Source organism: Microbacterium algihabitans, from assembly GCF_032464975.1.
Lineage (GTDB): Bacteria > Actinomycetota > Actinomycetes > Actinomycetales > Microbacteriaceae > Microbacterium > Microbacterium algihabitans.
This window is the reverse complement of sequence record NZ_JAWDIU010000001.1, coordinates 1,356,137-1,377,882: the sequence shown is the minus strand read 5'-3', so window position 1 is coordinate 1,377,882 and position 21,746 is coordinate 1,356,137. Positions and strand designations below refer to the sequence as shown.

At 68.9% G+C, this 21,746-nt stretch carries 18 protein-coding genes and 1 pseudogene; 8 read left to right on the top strand and 11 right to left on the bottom strand.

Going from position 1 to position 21,746, the window contains the following annotated elements; all coding sequences use genetic code 11:
• The first annotated feature begins 58 nt into the window (after nucleotides 1-58).
• The gene (locus RWH43_RS06420; RefSeq protein WP_316000998.1) at nucleotides 59-1,732 is read left to right on the top strand and encodes an amidohydrolase; all 1,674 of its coding nucleotides are present in this window, start codon (nucleotides 59-61) and stop codon (nucleotides 1,730-1,732) included.
• Nucleotides 1,733-1,738: 6 nt separating this feature from the next.
• On the opposite strand, the gene RWH43_RS06415 is transcribed toward RWH43_RS06420, so the two are convergent.
• Entirely contained in the window at nucleotides 1,739-2,332 is a 594-nt protein-coding gene (locus tag RWH43_RS06415; protein ID WP_316000997.1) for a TetR/AcrR family transcriptional regulator, read from the bottom strand.
• A gap of 105 nt (nucleotides 2,333-2,437) precedes the next feature.
• On the opposite strand from RWH43_RS06415, the gene RWH43_RS06410 reads away from it, so the two are divergent.
• Entirely contained in the window at nucleotides 2,438-3,874 is a 1,437-nt protein-coding gene (locus RWH43_RS06410; RefSeq protein ID WP_316000996.1) for an APC family permease, read from the top strand.
• Here the strand turns inward: RWH43_RS06410 and RWH43_RS06405 are convergent.
• Nucleotides 3,835-4,725 (bottom strand): 3-hydroxyacyl-CoA dehydrogenase family protein, encoded by an 891-nt coding sequence (locus tag RWH43_RS06405; protein ID WP_316000995.1) that lies wholly within the window; start codon nucleotides 4,723-4,725, stop codon nucleotides 3,835-3,837. The two genes, RWH43_RS06410 and RWH43_RS06405, sit on opposite strands and share 40 nt — an antisense overlap.
• A 97-nt stretch (nucleotides 4,726-4,822) precedes the next feature.
• Here RWH43_RS06405 and RWH43_RS06400 point away from each other — a divergent pair, with 97 nt between their 5' ends.
• Complete coding sequence (locus RWH43_RS06400) at nucleotides 4,823-5,584, top strand: acetoacetate decarboxylase (protein ID WP_316000994.1); 762 nt, start codon at nucleotides 4,823-4,825, stop codon at nucleotides 5,582-5,584.
• A gap of 10 nt (nucleotides 5,585-5,594) precedes the next feature.
• Nucleotides 5,595-6,215: a TetR/AcrR family transcriptional regulator gene (locus RWH43_RS06395; protein WP_186325449.1), complete on the top strand. Its 621-nt coding sequence runs from the start codon at nucleotides 5,595-5,597 to the stop codon at nucleotides 6,213-6,215.
• A gap of 144 nt (nucleotides 6,216-6,359) precedes the next feature.
• On the opposite strand, the gene RWH43_RS06390 is transcribed toward RWH43_RS06395, so the two are convergent.
• From RWH43_RS06390 to RWH43_RS06370, 5 genes are all read right to left on the bottom strand, one after another.
• Nucleotides 6,360-7,784 carry a GmrSD restriction endonuclease domain-containing protein gene (locus RWH43_RS06390; protein WP_154097085.1) on the bottom strand — a complete coding sequence of 475 codons (1,425 nt, stop codon included), beginning with the start codon at nucleotides 7,782-7,784 and terminating at the stop codon, nucleotides 6,360-6,362.
• Nucleotides 7,785-7,996: 212 nt separating this feature from the next.
• Nucleotides 7,997-8,407: a DoxX family protein gene (locus RWH43_RS06385; protein ID WP_316000993.1), complete on the bottom strand. Its 411-nt coding sequence runs from the start codon at nucleotides 8,405-8,407 to the stop codon at nucleotides 7,997-7,999.
• A 65-nt stretch (nucleotides 8,408-8,472) separates the two neighbouring features.
• Nucleotides 8,473-9,132 carry a methionine ABC transporter permease gene (locus tag RWH43_RS06380; RefSeq protein ID WP_154097084.1) on the bottom strand — a complete coding sequence of 220 codons (660 nt, stop codon included), beginning with the start codon at nucleotides 9,130-9,132 and terminating at the stop codon, nucleotides 8,473-8,475.
• Nucleotides 9,129-10,154, bottom strand: coding sequence for a methionine ABC transporter ATP-binding protein (locus tag RWH43_RS06375; RefSeq protein ID WP_144831242.1), 1,026 nt, complete (start codon nucleotides 10,152-10,154; stop codon nucleotides 9,129-9,131). The genes RWH43_RS06380 and RWH43_RS06375 overlap by 4 nt, the downstream gene beginning before the upstream one ends.
• On the bottom strand, nucleotides 10,151-11,053 hold the full coding sequence (locus tag RWH43_RS06370; RefSeq protein ID WP_316000992.1) for a MetQ/NlpA family ABC transporter substrate-binding protein: 903 nt from the start codon (nucleotides 11,051-11,053) through the stop codon (nucleotides 10,151-10,153). Before RWH43_RS06370 ends, RWH43_RS06375 begins: the two co-directional genes overlap by 4 nt.
• A gap of 209 nt (nucleotides 11,054-11,262) precedes the next feature.
• Between RWH43_RS06370 and RWH43_RS06365 the strand changes: the two genes are divergently transcribed.
• The 3 genes and pseudogenes from RWH43_RS06365 (at nucleotide 11,263) to RWH43_RS06355 (ending at nucleotide 15,086) form a co-directional block, all read left to right on the top strand.
• Complete coding sequence (locus RWH43_RS06365) at nucleotides 11,263-12,165, top strand: LysR family transcriptional regulator (protein WP_316000991.1); 903 nt, start codon at nucleotides 11,263-11,265, stop codon at nucleotides 12,163-12,165.
• A 108-nt stretch (nucleotides 12,166-12,273) separates the two neighbouring features.
• Nucleotides 12,274-13,607 (top strand): annotated as a pseudogene (gene dsdA / locus RWH43_RS06360) (D-serine ammonia-lyase).
• Nucleotides 13,608-13,646: 39 nt separating this feature from the next.
• Nucleotides 13,647-15,086 carry an MFS transporter gene (locus RWH43_RS06355; protein ID WP_316000990.1) on the top strand — a complete coding sequence of 480 codons (1,440 nt, stop codon included), beginning with the start codon at nucleotides 13,647-13,649 and terminating at the stop codon, nucleotides 15,084-15,086.
• A 19-nt stretch (nucleotides 15,087-15,105) separates the two neighbouring features.
• Here the strand turns inward: RWH43_RS06355 and RWH43_RS06350 are convergent, their stop codons facing one another.
• Genes RWH43_RS06350 through RWH43_RS06335 form a run of 4 tightly spaced genes read right to left on the bottom strand, consistent with a single transcriptional unit; the run spans nucleotide 15,106 to nucleotide 19,333 of the window.
• Complete coding sequence (locus tag RWH43_RS06350) at nucleotides 15,106-16,155, bottom strand: LacI family DNA-binding transcriptional regulator (protein ID WP_316000989.1); 1,050 nt, start codon at nucleotides 16,153-16,155, stop codon at nucleotides 15,106-15,108.
• A gap of 42 nt (nucleotides 16,156-16,197) precedes the next feature.
• Entirely contained in the window at nucleotides 16,198-17,037 is an 840-nt protein-coding gene (locus RWH43_RS06345; protein WP_316000988.1) for a carbohydrate ABC transporter permease, read from the bottom strand.
• A complete protein-coding gene (locus RWH43_RS06340; RefSeq protein ID WP_316000987.1) occupies nucleotides 17,034-17,960 on the bottom strand; it encodes a carbohydrate ABC transporter permease in 927 nt (308 codons plus the stop codon). Before RWH43_RS06340 ends, RWH43_RS06345 begins: the two co-directional genes overlap by 4 nt.
• Nucleotides 17,961-18,019: 59 nt before the next feature.
• Complete coding sequence (locus tag RWH43_RS06335; RefSeq protein WP_316000986.1) at nucleotides 18,020-19,333, bottom strand: ABC transporter substrate-binding protein; 1,314 nt, start codon at nucleotides 19,331-19,333, stop codon at nucleotides 18,020-18,022.
• A gap of 323 nt (nucleotides 19,334-19,656) precedes the next feature.
• On the opposite strand from RWH43_RS06335, the gene RWH43_RS06330 reads away from it, so the two are divergent.
• Nucleotides 19,657-21,729, top strand: a complete 2,073-nt coding sequence (locus RWH43_RS06330; protein ID WP_316000985.1) for an alpha-L-rhamnosidase-related protein — start codon at nucleotides 19,657-19,659, stop codon at nucleotides 21,727-21,729.
• Nucleotides 21,730-21,746 lie beyond the last annotated feature (17 nt).

Here is a 21,746-nt window from a genome sequence, read left to right as displayed (position 1 = left end):
CTCGACGTCGCGCCTTCTTTGATTTACGCTGATGTAAATCAAAGTTGATGGAGGACGCGTGGACGCATTCCTGACCAACGGTCGCATCATCACGTCGGATGCCGACGACACCGTGGCCGACGCGGTGGCCGTCCTCGACGGGCGGGTCGCCTTCGTGGGTCGGGCCGAAGACCATTCCCCTGCACCCGGCTCGCGCCTCATCGATCTCGGCGGCCGCACCGTGCTGCCGGGATTGATCGACGCTCACACCCATCCCACGATGGTCGCGCGCAGCGCGTGGCACATCTCCCTCCCCGACACCGACGACCTGGACGAGATCCTGACCTTCGTCAGGGAGTACGGCGAGCGGCACTCACCCGACGAGGCACCGTTCCTCTACTTCGAGTACTACCCGAGCACGCTTTTCGGCGAAAGCGGGCCGACGAAGCAGATGCTCGATGCGGCGATCTCCGACCGCCCCGTGCTCCTCCAGGACTTCAGCGACCACGCGCACTGGGTCAACTCCCGCATGATCGAGCTCCTCGGCGTCACCCGCGACACACCCGACCCCGTCCCCGGGCTGGAGATGTTCGTGCGGGACGACGCCGGCGAACCCACCGGGTACATCCTCGAAATGGCGTACGAGCACTTCATCGACCGCATGTACGACGCGATCGACTGGCGCCCGCCCTCCGTCACGGCCGAATCGATGGCCGCCGTCCTCGATCACCTGAGCGCGAACGGCGTGACCTCCCTCTTCGAGGCCCTCGTGGAGGACGAGGGCGCCCTGAGCGCGGTCGCGGAGCTCGATCGTCAGGGGCGCCTCCCCGTGACCTACGAGGGGGCGCCGCGCTTCCGCACCCGTGGCGACCTCGACGAGGCCATCGCCACCGCGCGCCGCCTGGACCGCACATACGGCGGCGAGCGCATCCGCATCCGCACTCTGAAGCTGTTCCTCGACGGGACGAACGAGAGCGGCAACAGCGCCGTCCTCGCCCCGTTCGACAACGACCCGGCGCACGCGGACATCGGCGAGATACAGATGGATGCCGCGGAGCTCACGCAGTGCCTGCTGACTCTGAACGCCGCGCGCATCGACCTGCACATCCACATGGTGGGCGATCGCGCGTTCCGCGTGGCCTGCGACGCCGTCGAGCGCGCACGGGCCCTCGGCGCAGCCGCCGGATCGCCGTGGCGCATTCGGGTCACGTTCGCCCACTGCGAGCTCATCGACCCCGCCGACATGGCGAGACCGGCGCATCTCGGTGTGATCGTCAACTGGACCACGCACTGGTCGGGCGGATACTTCGGCGAGGAGGGACGCGGCTACCTGGGCGACCGGTGGGACCGCATGTACGACTTCACCGCGATCGCCGAGAGCGGCGCGACCCTGGCCTTCTCGAGCGATGTGGTGTCGATGAGCGAGCTCCATCGCGCGAACCCCTTCTTCGGCATGCAGGTCGCCGCGACACGTGCCGACCCCGACGTCCCCCTCGATCCGCAGCGGTACCCCGACAGCGTTCGGCCCAGCGCGCACGCTCGGCTGTCCATCGCCCGCCTCATTCGCGGACACACGCGGGACGCGGCGGTCCAGTTGCGCGGCGAAGAGCGGATCGGAAGCCTCGAGGTGGGCAAGGACGCGTCGCTGGTGGTCCTCAGCGACGACCCCTTCACCGTCGACCCCGCGCGCCTCTCGCTCGTGCGCCCCGTCGCCGTGATGTTCCAGGGGAAGGTCGTCGCGGGCGCGCTGTGACGCGCGTCACCGCGCGTTCGTCACCTGTGGCGCGGGGAGGAGCGCGGCCGCGGTCGGAATGAGCCGGTCGGCTCGCGGTCGGGCGGGATCGAGGAGATCCAGCATGATGGCCCCCATCGACATCGCCATGAGCGCGTGAGCCCGAGCGGCGATCTGCGCGTCGGGGGCGTCGGGCGAGGCGGAACGCAGGAGCCGCGCGATGCACTGCTCGACGTAGGCGTAGGTCGCGTGCGTGCGCGCGCGGACCCGTTCGTCTTCGCGCGCCTTGTGCAGATAGGCGAGGATCACCGCATCGTCCTCCTCATACACGAACGACAGGGCCAGCAAACGGTCGAACGACCTCGCCACGTCTTCGCGCGCACCCGTCACCGCGGTGGCCTCTTCGACCGAGCGCACGTAATCGCCCACGGTCGCCGTCCACACCGCGTCGAGCAACTCGTCGCGGTTGCCGAGGTAATGCCGGATGTGGGGACGCGTCATGCCCGCGGCCTCGGCGATGCGCTCCTGCGTCGCTCCGTCGATGCCGTACATCGAGATCACGCGTTTGGCGGCGGCGATGATCTGAGGCCGACGTTGATCGCCGATGTCGATGCGTCCCACGATGCGCTCCTCACTGAATTCCTTGACACCATCATGCGCGACCTTTAGATTTACAGCATTGTAAATCTATTCCGCCCTCTACGACGAGGCGGGGACGGGCCGACGATGCACACGACAGCAGGGGAAGCGACCGCAACGGGCGGCTCCTTCCGCCGGAACCTCAAGCTCCGCCACCTCGTCGCCTTCGGCCTGGCGTACCTCGCTCCCACGGTGGTGTTCAACTACTACGGCATCGCCACGACGGCGACCGGCGGAATGATGGCCCTGGCCTACCTCGTCACGATGACCGCGATGTTCTTCACCGCGTTCTCGTATGCGCAGATGGTGAAGGCGTATCCCATCGCCGGCTCGGCGTACACCTACGTGCAGCGCTCGGTGAATCGCTGGCTCGGCTTCGGTACCGGCTGGGTGCTGCTCCTCGACTACCTGTTGCTGCCGATGATCTGTTACCTGCTGTTCGCGGTGTACATGAACGAGTACGTCCCCGACGTCCCCGTGTGGGTGTGGGTGGTCGCAGCTGCGGCGTTCGGTGCGACGATCAACATCGTCGGCGCGCGCGTCTCCGGACGACTGAACGTCATCGTCGTGAGCCTGCAGATCGTGTTCTGCCTTTTCCTCGTCGGGCTGATCGTGGCCTTCGTGGTCGGTCGCGACGGAGCGAGCGGTCTCTTCGTCCCTCAAGCCCTGCTCGACGTCGCACGATTCGACAGCGGCGGCGTGCTGTGGGCGGCATCCATCCTGGCGGTGTCGTTCCTGGGCTTCGATGCGGTGTCGACCCTCGCTGAAGAGGCCGAGCAGCCGCGCACCAACGTGCCGCGCGCCGTGCTGATCGTGTGCCTCGGCGCCGGGGCCGCGTTCGCGGTCATCTCCTACTTCCTGCAGCTCGCCTGGCCCACGGCCTACGTCGATCTCGTCGATCCCGACACGGGGATCTTCGAGCTGCTGCAGCGCCTCGGTGGCGACGCCCTGGGCCTGGTGTTCTTCGTCACCGATCAGTCGGCCACGATCCTCGCCGCCATGGCCGCGATCGCGGCGGTGTCGCGCCTGCTCTACACGATGGGTCGCGACCGCATCCTGCCCCAGCCGGTGTTCGGACGCCTCTCGCGCCGCTTCGGCACGCCGGTGACCAACATCCTCATCACGTCGGCGATCGCGCTGACCGCGATCTTCTACGCCGACGACCTGTTCGGCGCCGCCTCGCTCACGAGTTTCGGCGCCATCACCGGATTCATCATGGTGAATGTCGCCGTCATCAGCCACTACTTCATCCGCGGCCGTCGACGTGCCGGGTGGGATCTCGTGCGCTTCCTCGTGCTGCCCGCGATCGGCATCGTGATCAACGTCGTGCTATGGGCGGGAATCGACACCCCCGCGAAGCTCCTCGGTCTCGGCTGGCTCGCGGTCGGCGTGATCTACCTCGCGGTGATCTCCCGGGGGTTCCGCGTGTATCCCACACCCATCCGCGAAGACGACTCGATCGAGGGAGACGGCGAGGTCTCGCCTCAGGCCGCGACGGCAGCCCCCGACCGCTCCTCGCTGTAGTCGTAGAAACCGCGACCCGACTTCACGCCCAGGTTCCCGGCATCCACGTAGCTCTTCAGCAGCTCGCGCGGGCCCTCGGGCAGGTGCGGGTTCTCGTCGGCGTAGTGCTGCTCGATGTCGAGCACGACGTCGAGGCCGACCTGATCCATCATCTGGAACGGGCCCGCGGGGGCGCCGGAGTTGATGCGCCACATGGCGTCGACGTCTTCGGGGGTCGAGACGCCGTCGGCGACGACCGCGAGAGCCTCGCGCTTGATGGCGGCCCAGATGCGGTTGAAGATGAAGCCGGTCGACTCCTGGCGGGCGACGAACGGGAAGACCCCGAAGTGCGGGAGCTGCTCCTGCAGGAAGGCGATGACCTCCGGCGCGGTCTGGCCGTCGCTCATGAGGTCGACCGCGTTCTGCTGCGGCGGCATGTAGAAGTGCATGTTGAGCACGCGTTCGGGCGTCGAGACCCGGTCGATCATCAGGCGTGACGCGAACGACGACGAGTTGCTGGCGAGGATGGCATCCGCCGGCGCGAGGCGGTCGAGGTCGCCGAACACCGACGTCTTCAGCTCGATGCGCTCGGGCACGGCCTCGACGACGAGCCAGGCGTCGGAGACGGCGGATGCCAACTCATCGGCGCCCTGCACGGTGCCGGCGACGGCCCCCTTGCGGGCGGCCACCACCGAGGGCAGCGTCTCTTCGACGTAGGCGACGGCGGCGGAGCGCACGGCATCCGCGAGATCGAAGATGCGCACGTCGGCCCCTCCGCTGGCGAACATCAGCGCGATGCGACGACCGAGCGTGCCACCCCCGATCACGGTGACGGGTCGGGTGTCGATGTTCTGGGGCAGCTGGACGCTCATGTCGTTTCCTCTCGTGGAGCAGAGGGTCGCCTTGCGGATGCGAACCTCTCGATACACACTGTACTCAATACACTTCGTACTGAACAGGTGATGACCGATGAACCCCCTCGAGATGCTCCGCCGCGGCACCACGCCGCTGACCGCCCCCGTCTACCCGCTGCGGGTCACGCGCTTCATCGACCGCGAGTACTTCAACGTCGTCTATCGAACGGATGCCGACGCGTTGCGCGCCGTGGTTCCGGAGCCCCTCGAGATCGACGAGCCGCTCGTGCGCTTCGAGGTCATGAAGATGGGCGAGGTCGACGGCTACGGCCCGTACGTCGAGTCGGGTCAGGCGATCCCCGTCACCCTCGACGGAGAGCGCGGCGAGTACCTGCACGCGATGTACCTCGACAACTTCGCCGCCACCGTGTCGGGGCGTGAGCTCAGCGCCTACCCGAAGGTGACCGGCACCCCCGACCTGCGCGTCGACCAGGGCGCCCTCGTCGGCACCCTCGATCGCGGCAGCGAGCGCGTGGCTACGGCCACCATGGGCTACAAGTGGGAGCCGCTCGACCTCGACGAGGCGAAGGCGCAGATCACCGTGCCGACCTTCATGGTCAAGCTCGTGCCCGACGTCTTCACGCAGGGCATGCGCGCGGCCCACCTCGTACGCACCGAGATCACCGACATCGTCGTGAAGGAGGCGTGGACCGGACCCGCCCGCCTGCAGCTGTTCGAGCACGCGCTCGCACCGATGGCCGACCTCCCCGTGCGCGAGATCGTCAGCGCCTCGCACATCGTCACCGACCTGACGCTCGCCCCCGTCCGCCCGGTCTTCGACTACCTCAACGAGGTGAACCGCGCCGCTGCTGCGTAACGTGGAGCCCGTGACGACCACCCCCGCTGAGGCGCCGAAGCCCGTGCGACGCCGCAGCAGCACCCGCACGGCGCTGATCGCGGCCGCCGAGGCGATCTTCGACGAGACCGGCAGCACGTCGGTGAGCGTCGAGGCCATCACGCGGCGCGCGGGATACACCCGCGGGGCGTTCTACTCGAACTTCCGCTCGGTCGACGAGGTGTTCTTCGCGGTCTACGAGCAACAGGCCGAGCTGGTCTTCGAGCTGCTCAGCGACATGCTCGGCGACGCCCGCAGCAGCGACGAGCCGACCCTCGACGACATCGTGCGCGGCGTCGTCGAGGGGCTCCCGCCCGAGGAGAAGTGGTACGCGATCCGCTCGGTGCTGATCACGCGGGCACGTCACGACGAGGAAGTCCGGATGCTGCTCACCGCGCACACCGACCACTTCCACGACACGCTGCAGCCGCTGCTGGTCGAGTGCCTCGCGCGGATCGGCCTGCACCCCGTGATCGACCCCGCGCTCTTCACACGCGCGGTCGTCGCCGCCCACGTCGGGGCGGTGAGCCAGAGCGTGCTGCACGCCGACACCCAGCGGGTGCGCGTCGCCGCGGTCGAGGGCTGCATCCTCGGGCTGACGCGCGCGGGCTGAGGGCCGGGCTCGCGCGGCCCGTCTCTGCGCGCGGGGCCGAGGTGTCGGCATCCGCCCGCCCTCTTGTCGAGTGTCCAGAACACGCCGCGTCCCTGCGGAGGGAGCGGCGTGTTCTGGACGCTCAACGGGCGAGCGGCGGGTGCGTCACTCGCAGGCGACTCCGTCGCCGTCGCGGTCGAGCTTGCGGCTGTAGCCGGGCTGACCCTCGTAGATCGGGTCGGCGCCTGCCGCGCGCACGGCCGTGCAGTTCTCGTAGTACACGTTCTCGACCGGAGCCGGAGCCGGCGCCTGCTCGACCGGCGCCGGAGCGGGTGCGGGCTCGGCGGGAGCGGGCTGCGCAGGAGCGGGGGCCGGCGCGGGCTCGACGGCGACCGGCTCGACGACCGGGGCGGGCTCGGGCGCCGCAACGGGTGCGGGCGCTGCGAAGGCCGAGGTGGGCACGACCTGGTCGGGGCAGCTCTCGAGCACGCGCTTCATGGCGTCGCGCTCGGCCTCGGTCACCCACAGGCCGTAGGTCGCCTTCACCGCGATCTGCGCCGCGACGTACGTGCAGCGGTACGACTTCTGGGCCGGGAGCCAGGTCGCGGCATCGCCGTCGCCCTTCTGCGCGTTGGCGGATCCGTCGACCGCGAGCAGGTTGAGCGGGTCGTTCGCGAAGCTCGCGCGCTGGTCGGCGGTGAGCTGCTGCGCCCCCTTCTGCCAGGCGTCCGACAGCGCCACGACGTGATCGATCTGCACGAGCTCGGAGGTTCCCTGACCCCGCACGAACGCGATGCTCGTGCCCGTGTACGGGTCGGCGAGGGTGCCGCCGGTCACGCGGCAGGCGCCGGAGCGCACGGCGTCGGTCAGGTCGCGGCCGAGGATGTCGTTGCGGGTGTCGCATCCGTTGCGGTCGACGTCGAGCCACCGCTGGCCGAACTGGTCGCGGTCGTAGCCGGTCTTGGGCGCGCGGCCCTTCACGGCGAGCGTATCGAGCACCGCGAGCGCGGCCTTGTCGGTGGTGGCCGAGGCGTCGGCGACGGTTCCCGCCTGCCCCGCGAACGCGGCGAGTGCGGCCTGGTCGTCGGCGAACGGGGTGGCGGATGCCGTGGGCGTGGCCGACGGCGACGGCTCCTGCGATGCCGCGGCGACGGGCTCCGCCTGGGCGACCGGGGTCGCGGCCTTGGGCGAGGTGGCCGTGGTGATGCCGCCCGCGACGGCGAACGCGACGACGGCGGCGACGGTCCAGATCGCGGCGCTCGAGCGCGAACGGAAGCGCAGCCAGGTCGGGGTGTTGCGCGCGAGCGCGACGATGCCGGTGATGAGCACGACGAGGGCGACCATCGCGACGAAGGGGGCGAGCAGCCAGAGGGCCACGATCAGCACGACACCGGCGACGATCCAGCCCCACGTGGGGACGCGCGAGATCCAGCCGCGCGCTTCGCGTCGGGTCGCCGGCGGGGGCGTGGTGGTCACGGTGGGAGCGGGCGGCAGCGGCGTGAAATCGTTCGTCCACTGGCGACCGTCCCACCAGCGCAGGCGACCGGGGGTCTCGGTGTCGGGGTACCAGCCCGGGGTCGCGTCGGTCATGCGGCCACCGCCGCGTTCGCGTGAATCATTGCGTTTCGGAATCGCACGGATTTCCCCTCCCCCATAAAGACAACCTCGCGAGTCTATTCAGGGGAATGCAGGTCGCTCGGCACGCGCCGAATGCACCTGGACGGATTACGAATGCAGCATGCGTGGGCGGGAAATGTCGAGACGAAATCGATACCGGGCGCGCGCGGGAGGTGGGACGCGACTCAGCGGGCTCGACGTCGCGTGCGCCATGCCTTCCACGCTCCGGTCGACCAGAGCGCCCAGACGACCAGCAGGGGCTGGAAGAGCAGGCGGATGCCGCGCGCGAGGTCGGTGTCGAGGCCGAAGGCGTCGGTGCCCCGCACGAACTGCTCGATGTTGCCGGGGAAGATCGCGACGAAGAAGGCCGCGACGATCCAGCCGACGGCGACGCGCCAGCGGCCGAGGAAGAGGAGGGCGAGTTCCAGCGCGATCTCGACGACGCCGGATGCCACGACCGTGACGTCGACTGGAAGCGGAAGCCACGACGGCACCTGAGCGACGAAGTCGTCGCGGGCGAACGTCAGGTGCGCGGTGCCGGTGAAGACGAGTGCGGCACCGAGCAGCCAGCGGGCGAAGGTGCGGGGGAGGCTCATCCTCCGAGGGTAGGCGGGCTGCGGGGGCGCGCGGCCCGCCCGTGCCACCCCCGCTCGCGCCGCCGTCAGCGGCGCAGGATGCGGTGCGCCAGAGCGTTGCCGATCAGCTGGCCGACCTGCACGATGACGACGATGATCGCGACCGTCACCCACGTCGCCTGCTGGTTGAACTGCTGGTAGCCGTAGATGATCGCGAAGTTGCCGAGCCCGCCGCCGCCGATGTATCCGGCCATCGCCGACATGTCGACGACAGCGATGAACATGAACGTGTAGCCGAGGATCAGCGGGGCGAGCGCCTCGGGGATGACGACGCCGAACAGCACGCCGATGCGGCGCGCGCCCACGGCCCGTGCCGCTTCGACGGTTCCCGGGTCGACGGCCACGAGGTTCTGTTCGACGACGCGGGCGATCACGACCGTGGCCATGATCGTGATGGGCACGATCGCGGCATCCGTCCCCAGGGTCGATCCCGTCACGGCACGGGTGACCGGGGCGACCGCGGTGAGGAAGATGATGAACGGGATCGGCCGGATGAGGTTGATCACCAGGTTCGCGACGAAGAACACGGCGCGGTTGGCGAAGAGGTTGCCTGGCCGCGTGGCGTACAGCAGCGCCCCGATCGCGAGGCCCGCGACGCCGGAGATGGCCAGCGAGACGGCGACCATGTAGACGGTCTCGCCGATCGACTGCACCAGCACCGGGGTGAGGGTGTCCCACTTGTTCACGCGGTCACCTCCCGAACAGGCACGGTGACGTCGGTGTGCGCACGCAGCTCCGACACGACGGCCGGGAGGTCGTCGGTGTGCACGCGGTAGGTGAGAGTGCCGAGCTGCCGGCCCAGCACGTCGGTCACCCCGCCGTAGACGACCGAGTGGCGCACGCCGTGGCGGTGGAACACGGCGGAAACGTCTTCGCTGGAGAACTCGTTGATCTCGACGCTCACCAGGTCGCCGCCGCCCGCGGCGAGCGCCGTCAGCGCCTCGCCCGAAGGGACGCCCTGGGTGACGGCCGCCACGAATCGCTTCGTGAGCTCGGCGCGCGGGTGCGCGAACACGCGGTAGGTGTCGCCGCTGTCGACGACGCGGCCGCCGTCCATCACGACGACCTGATCGCACAGTTCGTGCACGATCGAGATCTGGTGCGTGATGACGACGATCGTGATGCCCAGGCGCCGGTTGATCTCGCGCAGCAGGTCGAGCACCTCGGCCGTGGTCTGCGGGTCGAGGGCACTGGTCGCCTCGTCGGCGAGCAGGATGCGCGGGTCGGTCGCGATCGCCCGCGCGATGCCCACGCGCTGCTTCTGCCCGCCCGACAGGCGCCGCGGGTACTGCTTCGCCTTGTCGCCGATCCCCACGAAGTCGAGCAGCTCGGCCACGCGCTTGTCGCGGTCGACCTTCTTCCACCCCGCCACCTTCAGCGGGTACGCGACGTTGGCCGCGACCGTGCGCGAGGTGAAGAGGTTGAACTGCTGGAAGATCATGCCCACGCGGCGCCGCAGGTCGCGCAGCGTCGACTCGCTGGCATCCCCCACATCCACGCCAAGCACCTCGACGGTGCCCGACGTCGGCTGCTCGAGCCCGTTGAGCAGCCGCACGAGCGTCGATTTGCCCGCCCCGGAGTACCCGATGATCCCGACGATCGACCCCTCCTCCACCGTCAGCGACACGTCGTCGACGGCGGTGGTGGAGGTGCGGCGATCGGTGCGGAAGCTTTTGGTGACCCCCCGCAGCTCGATGACCGCGGTCATCCGTTCTGCGCCTTGACGGCATCCTCGAGGCTGGTGAGCTCCTCGGTCAGCTGCGCGCCGGTCCACTCGGTCTTGAACTGCAGGTTGCCCTGGTTGAGCTCGGTGACCGCGGCCTCGACCTCGGGCGAGTGATACGCCTCGACGAGCTTCGCCCAGCGGGGGTCGTCCTTCTTGTCGCCGCGCGTGACGAAGGCGTTGATGTACGGCGCGAGCTGCGGGTTGTCGAGGTCTTCCTTGAAGATGATGAGCTCGTCGCCGAGCCCGCCCTTCTGGGCCTGCGTGTTGTTGACGATCGCGGCCTGCGCACTGCCGTCTTTGAGGGCGGTCACCGTCTGGTTGGTGTCGACGGGCAGCAGCTTCACCTTCGTCGACTCGATGTCGGCCGGGGTCGAGAGGGCGTTGCCGCCGTCCTTGAGGGTGAGCAGCCCCGCGGTCTGCAGGTTGAGCAGGCCGCGCGCGAGGTTGGTGGCGTTGTTGGGGATCGCGACGGTCGCACCCTCGGGCAGGTCCTTCACATCGGTGTACTGCTCCGAGTACAGCGCGAGGGGGTACACCGCGGTCGCGCCGACCGGCACGAGCGTGCCGTTGTTCTCGACGTTGAACTGCGACAGGTAGATGAGGTGCTGGAACAGGTTCACGTCGAGCTCGCCGTCTTGCACGCCCTGGTTGAGCTGCACGCCGTCGTTGATGGTGCGCACCTCGAGGTCGATGCCCTCGTCGGCGAGCTTCTGCTTCAGCACCGTCCAGTGCGCCTCGTTGCCGTCATCGGCTCCGAGCACGATGCGCGAGGAGTCGTCTCCGGATGCCGCTCCCCCGGCGCAACCGGTCAGGGTCAGCATGAGGGCGGCGGCGGAAGCACTGAGGATCGTGGCCAGGCGTGCGGTGCGTCGTGAAGTCATGCGTCCACGTCAGCACACGGCATCCGGGATGCGAACTCGAGGTGTTACGGCCGGTAACGGGCTGTCACGCGGGGTAATCGATTGGGCGGATGCCGGTGCATCGGGGATGATCGCCGGTCGCGCTCCCGTGCGGAGGACCGCTCCGGGAGCGGGACTCGCCCCGCGCGCGGGAAGCCGGGGCCCCGGGGCGGCGACGCACAATGGACCTCATGATCGATCCCCGGCGCCTCGAAATTCTCCGCGCTTTCGCCACCGGTGGGACGATGGCCGCCGCGGCGGACACGCTCTTCCTGTCGACGTCGGCGGTGAGCCAGCAGTTGCGGATCCTCGAGGACGAAGCCGGCATCGCTCTGCTCGACCGGCGCGGTCGACGCGCGACCCTGACCGAAGCCGGAGCCGTCCTCGTGCGCTTCGCCGAGCAGATGGCGGCCCTCGCCGAAGATGCGCAGACGACGATGAAGAGGCTGGCGGGGACGGTCGAGGGCGAGGTCCGGCTGAGCGCACCACCGAGCTTCGCGAGCACCGTGCTGCCGTATGCCGTGCGGGACATGCAGCGGGACTACCCCGCCCTTCGCGTCGGCATCCGCGATCTCGAGCCCTTCGAGGGGCTCCGCGGGTTGCGCGACGGCTCCATCGATCTCGCCGTGATCGACGACATGCACCCGTACGACCTGACGGAGATCGACACGGTCGTCGTCGGGGTCGATCAGATCGTGCTGTGCACCCCCGTCGACAGCGTCGTCCCGCCCGGACCGGTCGATGCCGGCATGCTCGCGGACGCGCGCTGGATCCTGGACGGCAGCCACGAGGTGTTCGACGACTTCGCGGTCGGCCTCTGCCGCGACGCGGGGTTCGAGCCGAACATCGTCGCGCGCTGTCGGAACGTCGCGGTGACCCTGTCTCTCGTCGAGGCCGGCGTCGGTGTCGCCGTGCTCAGCGAGATGCACACGCGCGATCGGGTGAGCCCGCACCGGGTCAGACGGTTCGAGCCCCCTCAGACCCGCACCATCCTTCTCGCTCGGCGCCGGTCCAGTCGGGCGTCGCATCTGATCGACGTCGTTCAGGCCCTCGTCGGCGACCGGGGGACGGCGTTTCTGGCCCCGTCATCGTGAAGCAGCGCTTCACAGCCTGGGTGCGATCCGCCCCTTCTTCGGTGCTTCGTGCCGACGTAGCGTGAATGCGGTTCGACGGAAGGTCGAACCCCACAGAAGGACGAACCCATGACGCGCGCCGCAGCTCCCCTCCTCGATGATCCGGATGCCATGATCTCGCGTCTCGCGAGCCTCGAGCCGGTCACGTGGATGAATCCGCGGACGGCGCCGGCACGCGAGGCGCTCGCCGACGTGGGGCTGGGCGTCGGCGACATCGACGAGGCCGCGGACCGGTTGCACCGGTTCAGCCCGTACCTGGCGGAGACCTTCGCCGACACCGCGGCGTCGGCAGGCGTCATCGAGTCGCCGCTCACGGAAGCGCCCCGACTCGCGCGCGCTCTGGGCGAGCGGGCCGGTCGCCCGTTTCCCGGTCGGCTCTTGCTGAAGCGCGATTCCCACCTGCCGATCAGCGGGTCGGTGAAGGCGCGGGGCGGCATCTACGAAGTGCTCGCGCACGCCGAGGACCTCGCGCGGGCCGCGGGTCTTCTCTCGCTCGACGACGACTACCGGCGCATGGGCTCCCCCGAGGTGCGCACCCTCCTGAGCACGCACACCGTGGTCGTCGGTTCCACGGGGAATCTCGGCCTGTCCATCGGCATCATGAGTGCCGCCCTCGGATTCCGCGTGACGGTGCACATGTCGTCCGACGCACGGCAGTGGAAGAAGGACCGCCTGCGCGGACACGGCGTCGAGGTCGTCGAACACGACGGCGATTACTCCCGCGCGGTGGCGGCGGGCCGCCGTCAGGCGGAGGGGAACCCCACGACCTACTTCGTCGACGACGAGAACTCCCGGCGCCTGTTCCTGGGCTACGCCGTCGCCGGCAGGCGCCTCGCCGCGCAGCTGCGCGCCATGGACGTCCGCCCGGGAGCGACCGAGCCGCTGGTGGTGTACCTCCCGTGCGGGGTCGGCGGCGCGCCGGGCGGATCGCCTTCGGACTCAAGACCGTCTACGGCGATGACGTGCACGCCGTCTTCGCCGAACCGACCCACTCGCCGGCCATGCTCTTGGGCATGGCGACCGGCCGACATGACGAGATCAGCGTGCGCGAACTCGGGATCGACAACGTCACCGCGGCGGACGGCCTCGCGGTGGGGCGTCCTTCCGGCTTCGTCGGCCGGAGGATGGCTCGACTGGTCACGGGGCTGTACACACTGACGGATGCCGACATGCTGCGCGGCGTCGCTCAGTTGCGCGACACGGAGGATCTCGCCGTCGAACCGTCGGCCGCGGCGGGGCTCGACGGGGCGCTGCGGCTCTCGGCTACGCCTGAGGCGACGCGGCCGCACCTGTCCGATGCGCAGCTGCACAACGCCACCCACGTCGCCTGGCTCACCGGGGGGAGCATGGTTCCCCGCGATGAACTCGACGGATACGCCGCGGCGGGCCGCGGCCTGCTCTGACGACCGGGGACTCACAGCGAAGGCGTAGCCTGGACAGCGATGTCACGGGATGAGAACGCGCGTAAGAAACTGTCCCGGAACAGCCCTCAGGGTCTGGTCGTCGCCGTCCTGGCCCTCGCGGGCCTGTGTTCGTCGTTCATGTTCACCCTCGTGGTGCCCATCCAGTCGCAGCTGCCGCAGCTGCTGAACGCCTCGCGTGATGACACCGCCTGGGTCGTGACCTCGACGCTGCTCGCCGCCGCCGTCATCACCCCCATCGCGGGCCGCCTCGGCGACATGTACGGCAAGCGCCGCATCGTGCTGGTGCTGCTGATCGTGATGATGCTCGGCTCGGTCGTGGCGGCACTGTCGACGGGGATCATCGGCATGATCATCGGCCGCGCGCTGCAGGGCGCCGTGGTCGGAGTCGTCCCACTGGGCATCTCGATCATGCGCGACGTGCTGCACGAGAACCGCGTCGACAGCGCGATCGCCCTGATGAGCGCGACACTCGGTGTCGGTGGCGCTCTGGGCCTGCCGATCAGCGCACTCGTGGCCGAGAACACCGACTGGCACTGGCTGTTCTGGATCGCGGGCGCCCTCGGCGCGATCGTGTTCGTGCTGATCCTCTGGATCGTCCCCGTCAGCGTGCTGCGCACCGCCGGACGCTTCGACTACCTCGGCGCCACAGGACTCGCGATCGGCCTGATCGGCGTGCTCCTCGCCGTCTCGCGCGGCAACTCGTGGGGCTGGACCTCGCCGTTGACGCTCGGCCTCGCCATCGGCGGCATCCTCGTCCTGCTCGTGTGGGGCTGGTACGAGCTGCGCGTCGAGAATCCGCTGCTCGACCTTCGCGTCGCAGCCCGCCGCCCCGTGCTGCTCACCAACCTGGCATCCGTCGCCATGGGTTTCGCCCTCTTCACCTCGAACGTCGCGTATCCGCAGATGCTCGAGCTGCCCGTCGCCACCGGCGTCGGCCTCGGCCTGTCGCTGCTGGCAGCGAGCCTCGTGGTCATGCCCTCGGGCCTGGTGATGATGGTGCTCTCGCCGATCTCGGGCACCCTGGCCCGCACGATCGGACCCCGCGTGCTGCTCATCGCGGGCTCGATCTCGCTGATCCTCGCCTACGGCTTCAGCCTGATCTTCTCGACCGAGGTCTGGCACTTCGTCGTGGCGAACATCCTCATCGGTTTCGGTATCGGGTTCGGCTACGCCGCCATGCCCATGCTCATCATGCGCGCCGTTCCGCCGAGCGAGACCGGCGCCTCGAACGGCCTCAACGCCCTGGCGCGCTCCCTCGGTACGAGCACGGCCGCGGCGATCGTCGGCGTCGTGCTGGCGACCCTCTCGACCGGGTCGGGCGAGACGCGCGTGCCGACCGCGCAGGCGTTCCAGGTGTCGTTCCTGATGGGCATCGGCGCGGCGGCGGTCGCGCTCGTGCTGGCCCTGCTCATCCCCGCGCGGTCGACGCCGGTCGAGAAGCGGCCGTCGCTGCCCTGAGGCGCAGCCGGGTCGGGCGTCACGCCGAGGGAGAGAGAGCCCGTGAGGTCGACCCGCGCGCGATGAGCTCGGGCTCGACGACGATGCGCTGATGGAGGTGATGCTCGCCTCCGCCGGAGATCTCGTCGAGCAGGAGCGTCATCGCCTCCTCGCCCAGGCGTTGCCCGCGCATCGCGATCGTCGTGAGCGTGACGGGTGTCGATGCGGCCGCCGTGTTGTGGTCGCATCCCATCACGGCGATGTCGTTCGGAACGTCGATACCGCTGCCGACCATCCCCTCGATGAACCCGGCCGCGAGCGTGTCCGTCACACCGATGACTCCGTCAGGGCGGGTGCCCGGGCCGCGCGCGGCGACCCGTCGACCGACCTCGGCACCGCTGCGCTCCGTGAGGTCGGGCATGCGGACCTCCTCGAAGCGCACGTCGGTACCGCGCTCGCGCAGGGCGCGGCGAACGCCCGCTCGGCGGTGCTGCACCGGCTGCAACGAGTCGTCATCGCCGCTGACGAACATGATGCGACGGCACCCTTGCTCCATCAGGTGGTTCGCGGCGAGGTAACCGGCCTGCTCGTTGTCCACGATGACGCTGCAGACGTCCGCGGAGTCGGCGTCGTAGTTGATCAGCACGACAGGGCAGCCTCGCGAGCGCACCTTGCGAATCTGCGCCGCTGAATCCTGCAGCGGCGCGAGAAGGAGTCCGGCCACCCGCGCCTCGTCGAAGAAGTCGACGTTCTCGCCTTGCAGCGTGAAATCGTCTTGACTGCCGGCCAGCAGCAGGTTGCGCCGCGCGTTGCGGGCCACGTTCTGCGCTCCGAGAGCCACGTCGACGAACATCGAGTTGGCGAGGTCGATCACGACGAGACCGATGCTGCGCGAGCGCCCCGCGGCCAGAGAGCTGGCGTTCGCGTCACGGACGAAACCGAGCTCGCTGATGGAGGCCAGCACGCGTTCTCGCGTGCGCTCACTCACCTTGTCGGGGTGGTTGAGCACGTGCGAGACGGTCCCCATCGACACCCCGGCGTGGTGGGCGACATCGCGCAGCTTCGCCGGTGCGCCGACCTCACGCGGCATGGTGACGCCCACGCTCGTGCGTGCGGATCAGCGCGGCTGAGGTCATCCCTTGATGGCTCCCGAGGTCATGCCCGCCACGATCTGCCGGTTGAAGAAGATGAACATCACGAGCGGCGGGATCGTGATGAGGAGTACGTCCATGAATAGCAGATTCCATTGGTTCAGACCCTGCGACTGGTAGTTGTACAGCGTCAGCTGCACGGTGGCGTTCGCATCGCCCGGCAGGAAGTACAGAGCGTAGGTGAAGTCGTTGAACACCGTGACGGCCTGCACGACGATCACGGTGACGATCACCGAACGCAGCAACGGGAAGATCACACGGAAGAACAACCGCACGGGGCCGGCGCCGTCGAGAAGAGCCGCCTCGTCGAGCTCACGGGGAATGGTCGCGACGAAGGCGCGGAAGAGCAGGATGCAGAACGACAGGCCGAACGCCACGTGAACGGCGATCAGTCCGCCCAGGGTCCGGTACAGGCCGGTTCCCTGCAGCACCCAGATCGTGGGAACGACGGCCGGCGGGATGATGAGTCCGGCCAGGACGAGCCCGTTGATGAGCCCGTTCCAGCGCGACGCCCGCCGCTGCAGCACGTAGCCCACCATCGCGGCGAGCACGACCATGATCGCCACGGCCGCGACGGTCAGGATGGTGCTGTTGATGAAGGCGCGCCACAGCACGCCGTTGTTCGTCTGGATGACCGTGAGGAAGTTCTCGACGAACGCGATCTGCGTCGGCCAGGTGAACTCGAGCCGCGACGCCTCCTGCTGCGTCTTGCCCGCGGTCACGAAGATGAAGGCGAAGGGGACGAGGAAGACGATGGCGGCCAGGACGATCGAGATCGTGCCGAGCCAGACGCCCTTCGTCCGGCGGGTTCGGGTGCTCACGCCTGGTTGTCCTTTCGGTTGAGCCACCACGACAGCGGGAAGACGATCGCCGCGACCACGATGAACAGCACGACGTTCCCGGCGGTGGAGAGCCCGAAGAAGCCGGCTTGATATTGCTTGTAGATGACCGAGGCGATGACGTCGCTGGTGAAGCCCGGGCCGCCCCGCGTCATGGCCCAGATCAGGTCGAACGAGCGCAGACCGCCGATGAGCGACAGGATCACGACCGTGACGGTGGCCGGGCGGGCCAGCGGCAGGATGACATTCCAGAAGTTCTGCCACGCCGAGGCCCCATCGACCTTCGCCGCCTCGAAGTACTCCTGGGGAATGGCCACGATGCCGGCGATGTAGATGAGGGTCGCGAGCCCCACGCCCTTCCACACGTCGACGAGGGCGACGGAGATCAGGGCGAGGTTCGGGTCGGTGAGCCAGCCGGGTCCGGCGATGCCGAACACCCCGAGCACCCCGTTGATGAGTCCGTCGAAGGGGTCCATCAGGACCTTGAAGGTGACGCCGATACCGATGGTGCTGACGAGCACGGGGAAGAAGACGACGGAGCGGAGGAAGCCGCGGGCGATGATCTGCGAGGTCAGCAGCACGGCGAGCAGCAGGCCGAGGACGACCTTCAGGCCCGAGGTCACGAAGGCGTAGATGAAGGTGTTGACGAAGCCGCGAACGAGCGCGGGCTCGCGGAAGAACTGGACGAAGTTGTCGAAGCCGATGAACTCGACATCGAACAGCGTCCATCGCGTGAGGGAGAAGTACAGCGACGCGCCCGTCGGCACGAGGAAGAGGACCAGGAAGAACACACCCGCGGGCAGATGGAACCACAGGGGGTAGGACTTGTCGGTGCCCCGGCGGGGGCGGGATCTTCCCCTCCGGCCCTCGCGGGCGGCGGGTGGGGTCTTGTGCGCGATGGCCATGTTGCTCCTCATGTCAGCGGGGCCGGTACCGATCGCACCGGCCCCGCTGCGATGTCGAGTTATTTCCAGTCGAGCCCGAGCTGCTGGGCCTGCTTCTTGACGTCCTCGTCGTACAGCGCGGCGCCATCCTGCGCCGGACGGATGCCGGAGCCGACCTCGACGGTGATCTGCTCGAGGGACGGTCCCTTGATGGGCGAGAGGAACTCCAGGGCGAGGGCGGTGTCGCCGTCGTCGAAGTAGGGCTGCATGTCCTTCACGAGCGAAGCCGCGTTCGCGGGGAGGTCGCAGCCATCGACCACGAACGGTCCGCCGAGCGTGATCGACGAGGCCTGAACCTGGCAGGCCTCGGGGGTGGCGAGCCACGAGAGGAACTTCTTCGTGCTGTCGAGCTGCGCACCCTCGGTCGTCTTGGGCACGTACACGCCGTTGGGCATCCAGACCGTCAGACCATTCGCATCTGCGCTGGTGCCCGGGATCGGGAACACACCGATCGAGGCGTCGGCGTCGGGGAAGTTCGCACCGACCGCCTGCGCGACGTTGCTGGTCAGCATCGGGTACTGGGCGGCGGTGCCCTCGGCGAGCATGCGGACGCCGTCGTCGTAGGTCGCCGAGGCGAAGTCCTGGTTGAGGTAGCCGGCGTCGTGGACGTCCTGCAGGTGCTGGAAGCCCTCCACGGCGGGCTCGTCGGCGAACTTGGCCTCACCGGCGGTGTACTGGTCGGCCCACTGGGGGTCGGCGGTCGACACGTTGTAGAAGTCGCCCAGCACGAAGAGCTGCGAGGTCCAGGTGTCACCGTAGGTCTGGACGACCGGAGTGATACCGGCGGCCTTGATGACCGCGTTGTTCGCCATGAACTCGTCCCACGTCTTGGGAACCGTCAGTCCGAGCTTGGCGTAGACGTCCTTGTTGTAGACCATGGCGCCCGCGAAGGAGGCTCCGACCGGAACGCCGTAGAGGCCGTTGTCGGTCGACGCCGCCTCGACGAAGTTGGCGTTCAGAGACGATGCCCACGGCTGGTCGCTGAGCGAGGTGAGGGTCTGATCCGGGGTCAGCGCCTTGAGCAGCGACCCGGAGTTGTACCAGAACATGTCGTTCATGTCGCCCGTCGACAGGCGCGTCTTGATCAGGTTGTCGCCCTCGCTGCCCGAGGGGTGCGTCTCGACGTTGATCGTGACATCCGGTTCCGCCTGCTTGTAGGCCGCGACGAGACCGTCCCACAGGGCGACCGACGAAGGGTCGCTGTCGATGTAGATGGACAGCTCCTTGCCGTCGCCCGAGCCACTGCTTCCCGGCGTGCTGCATCCGGCGAGCGTGACAGCCGCGACGGCGGCGATGCCGACCAAGGCCCATCGGCTGCGCGTGGTGTTGTTCACGATTTACCTCCTTGTAAATGCCCGTTCGTCGTCGATGACCGCGAGAAGCCGGGTTGAAGCGGTTCACTTCGTCACACACCGTAGACACATCCGGGACGGGTGTCAACGACGAGGAACGTCACGGATGGATAACGACGCAACGCCGCGGCGATCGAACCCAGGTGGCGACGGCGCAGGCACAGTCGCGCCGCCGGCGGCATGCTTGACGCTCCGAGCGACACTCCGTAAAGTCGAGCGCGCATCTGAAGCGGTTCAGATTGCAAATACGCGTGCCCGGGCCCGGGCGCGGCGCGGCGAAGCTGCCGTGACCGAAGGGAACCCCATTGACCAGCTCGACTCCCGCCCTCGATCGGCTGTCGCCCTCGCTCGGCGATGCCCTGATCGCCGCATCCCTCGCCGCGGGCCCCGACCCGTTCTCCGTCGGCGAACCGCGCGCGGGAGCCGTCGCGTGGATCTACGCCCCCGGCGAATACGAAGCGGGCGCCCTGGCGCGCGTCGTGAGTGAGGGCCACGCCGTGAACAGGCACGTCGACTACGCCCTGAATTTCGCCGCCCCGCGGGGGGCGGGCCGCTTCCACGGGGTCGTCCGCGCGCACGTCGACACTCTCGAGCTCGGATCGACCGGCGAGGTCTCCGTCGTCGTCGATGGCGCGACCATCGAGGCAGGAGCGACGACCACCGTCCGCGAGCTCGCGGTCGGTTCGGTGATCGGCATCCGGGTCTCCGCCCCCGCGGGTACACCCGCCGCGATCTTCGCCGACGCGACCACGCTCGCATCGATCGAGTGGCACGCAGCCCTGGGAGACGAGCAGTCGTCGCCTGCGAGGGCACGGGCGGGGGGTGCCACGCCGCCGCATCTGGACGGCGAGCCGGAGCAGACGATCCACCTGTCGGATGCGGGTGGCGGGGTGTTCGTCGCCCCCGCTCCCGTCCTCGGTGTCGTCCAGCTCCGCGGCGTCGAGGGCAGCCCCGTTCTCTCGGTCGGAGAGTCTCTCGACGAAGCCCTCGCCGACCCGGCTTTCGGCGAGAGCGACACGAGCCTCGTCGCGGACGGGGAGGGCGCCTTCGAAAGCCGTCACAAGCTCGGCCTCCGCTACGTCCGGGTCGCGGGAGCCACGGTCGACTCCGTCTCGGTGCGCGCCTCCGTCCGGCCCGCGTCGCGACGGGGCGCCTTCGTGACGAGCGATCCCGAGCTGACACGCATCTGGTCCTCGAGCGCGTACACGCTCCGGTTGTGCCTGCAGACGTTCCTCGTGGACGGCATCAAGCGAGACCGGATGCCGTGGATCGGAGACCACGCACTCGGCATCCTCACGAACGCCTTCGCCTTCGCCGACGCCGACATCATCCGCGACACGCTGACCGCTCTCGGACGCCCCCGTCACGGATACATCAACGGGATCGCCGACTACTCCCTGTGGTGGGTGATCTCCCAGGGCCTGTATCAGCGCTATTTCGACGACCTCGAGTATCTCGTTCGCGAGGCCGACGGCATCCATTCCTTCCTCGACGACCTCGCGCGTCACGCCACGGACGGCGGCGTCTTCCGGCCGGCCGATCTTCCCGACGCGTTCGAGCAGTCGGGCCCCGGCGGGCTCTTCCTGGATTGGGGCGTGCAACTGCATCGCGACCGCGACGCGACCGCCATTCAGATGCTCTGGTATTGGGCACTGCGAAGCGGGGCGGCCGTCCTGACGAAGGCCGCTCACGCCGGCGCCGATCACTGGCGACGGAAAGCGGACGAACTCGCCGACACTCTTCGCGACCGAGCATGGAGTGCGAGTGGGGGGCACTGGCGCGAGTACCTCGACTCCGACGGCGCCCCGACCGCCTACCCGAACTTCCTCGCGACCCTCGCCGGTCTCACTGCTCCCGTCGACTCCCCGCAGCACGCACCGGCCACGACGATGGTCGATGCCATCGCTTCGGCAGCCACGGGAACGCCGTTCATGCGGGCGTTCGCCCTTCTCAGCCTCGGAGCGCTCGGCGACGGCGACCACGCCGTGTCGGAGATCCGCCGGCTCTGGGGGCGCATGCTCGACGCGGGGGCGACGACCTTCTGGGAGGAGTTCGGCGAGACGGGCGCGTCACCCTATGAAATGTACCGGCGGCCGTTCGGCAAGAGCCTGTGTCACGCGTGGTCTGCGGGCCCGCTCGCCGTGCTGCCCGAGTTGGTGCTGGGCATCGCGCCGCAAACCGACGGGTGGAGCGAATTCCACGTCTCCCCTCGACTGGGCGAGCTCGAGTGGGCCGGGTGCGTGGTACCCACTCCCCACGGCGACATCGTCGTCCTCGCCGACCGCGATGAGACGACGGTCGACGTGCCCGCCGGCACGACGGCTCTCATCGCGGGGACGGCCTACGAAGGGCCGCGCACGGTCACCGTCCGTCTGTGAGACGGTGACCGCTCCCG

Coding starts and splice junctions, on each gene's coding strand:
- RWH43_RS06400 (WP_316000994.1), top strand. CDS start 4,823: ATGAACCCCCTCGAGATGCTCCGCCGCGGCACCACGCCGCTGACCGCC.
- RWH43_RS06410 (WP_316000996.1), top strand. CDS start 2,438: ATGCACACGACAGCAGGGGAAGCGACCGCAACGGGCGGCTCCTTCCGC.
- RWH43_RS06375 (WP_144831242.1), bottom strand. CDS start 10,154: ATGACCGCGGTCATCGAGCTGCGGGGGGTCACCAAAAGCTTCCGCACC.
- RWH43_RS06355 (WP_316000990.1), top strand. CDS start 13,647: ATGTCACGGGATGAGAACGCGCGTAAGAAACTGTCCCGGAACAGCCCT.
- RWH43_RS06405 (WP_316000995.1), bottom strand. CDS start 4,725: ATGAGCGTCCAGCTGCCCCAGAACATCGACACCCGACCCGTCACCGTG.
- RWH43_RS06370 (WP_316000992.1), bottom strand. CDS start 11,053: ATGACTTCACGACGCACCGCACGCCTGGCCACGATCCTCAGTGCTTCC.
- RWH43_RS06340 (WP_316000987.1), bottom strand. CDS start 17,960: ATGGCCATCGCGCACAAGACCCCACCCGCCGCCCGCGAGGGCCGGAGG.
- RWH43_RS06350 (WP_316000989.1), bottom strand. CDS start 16,155: ATGCCGCGTGAGGTCGGCGCACCGGCGAAGCTGCGCGATGTCGCCCAC.
- RWH43_RS06365 (WP_316000991.1), top strand. CDS start 11,263: ATGATCGATCCCCGGCGCCTCGAAATTCTCCGCGCTTTCGCCACCGGT.
- RWH43_RS06385 (WP_316000993.1), bottom strand. CDS start 8,407: ATGAGCCTCCCCCGCACCTTCGCCCGCTGGCTGCTCGGTGCCGCACTC.
- RWH43_RS06390 (WP_154097085.1), bottom strand. CDS start 7,784: ATGACCGACGCGACCCCGGGCTGGTACCCCGACACCGAGACCCCCGGT.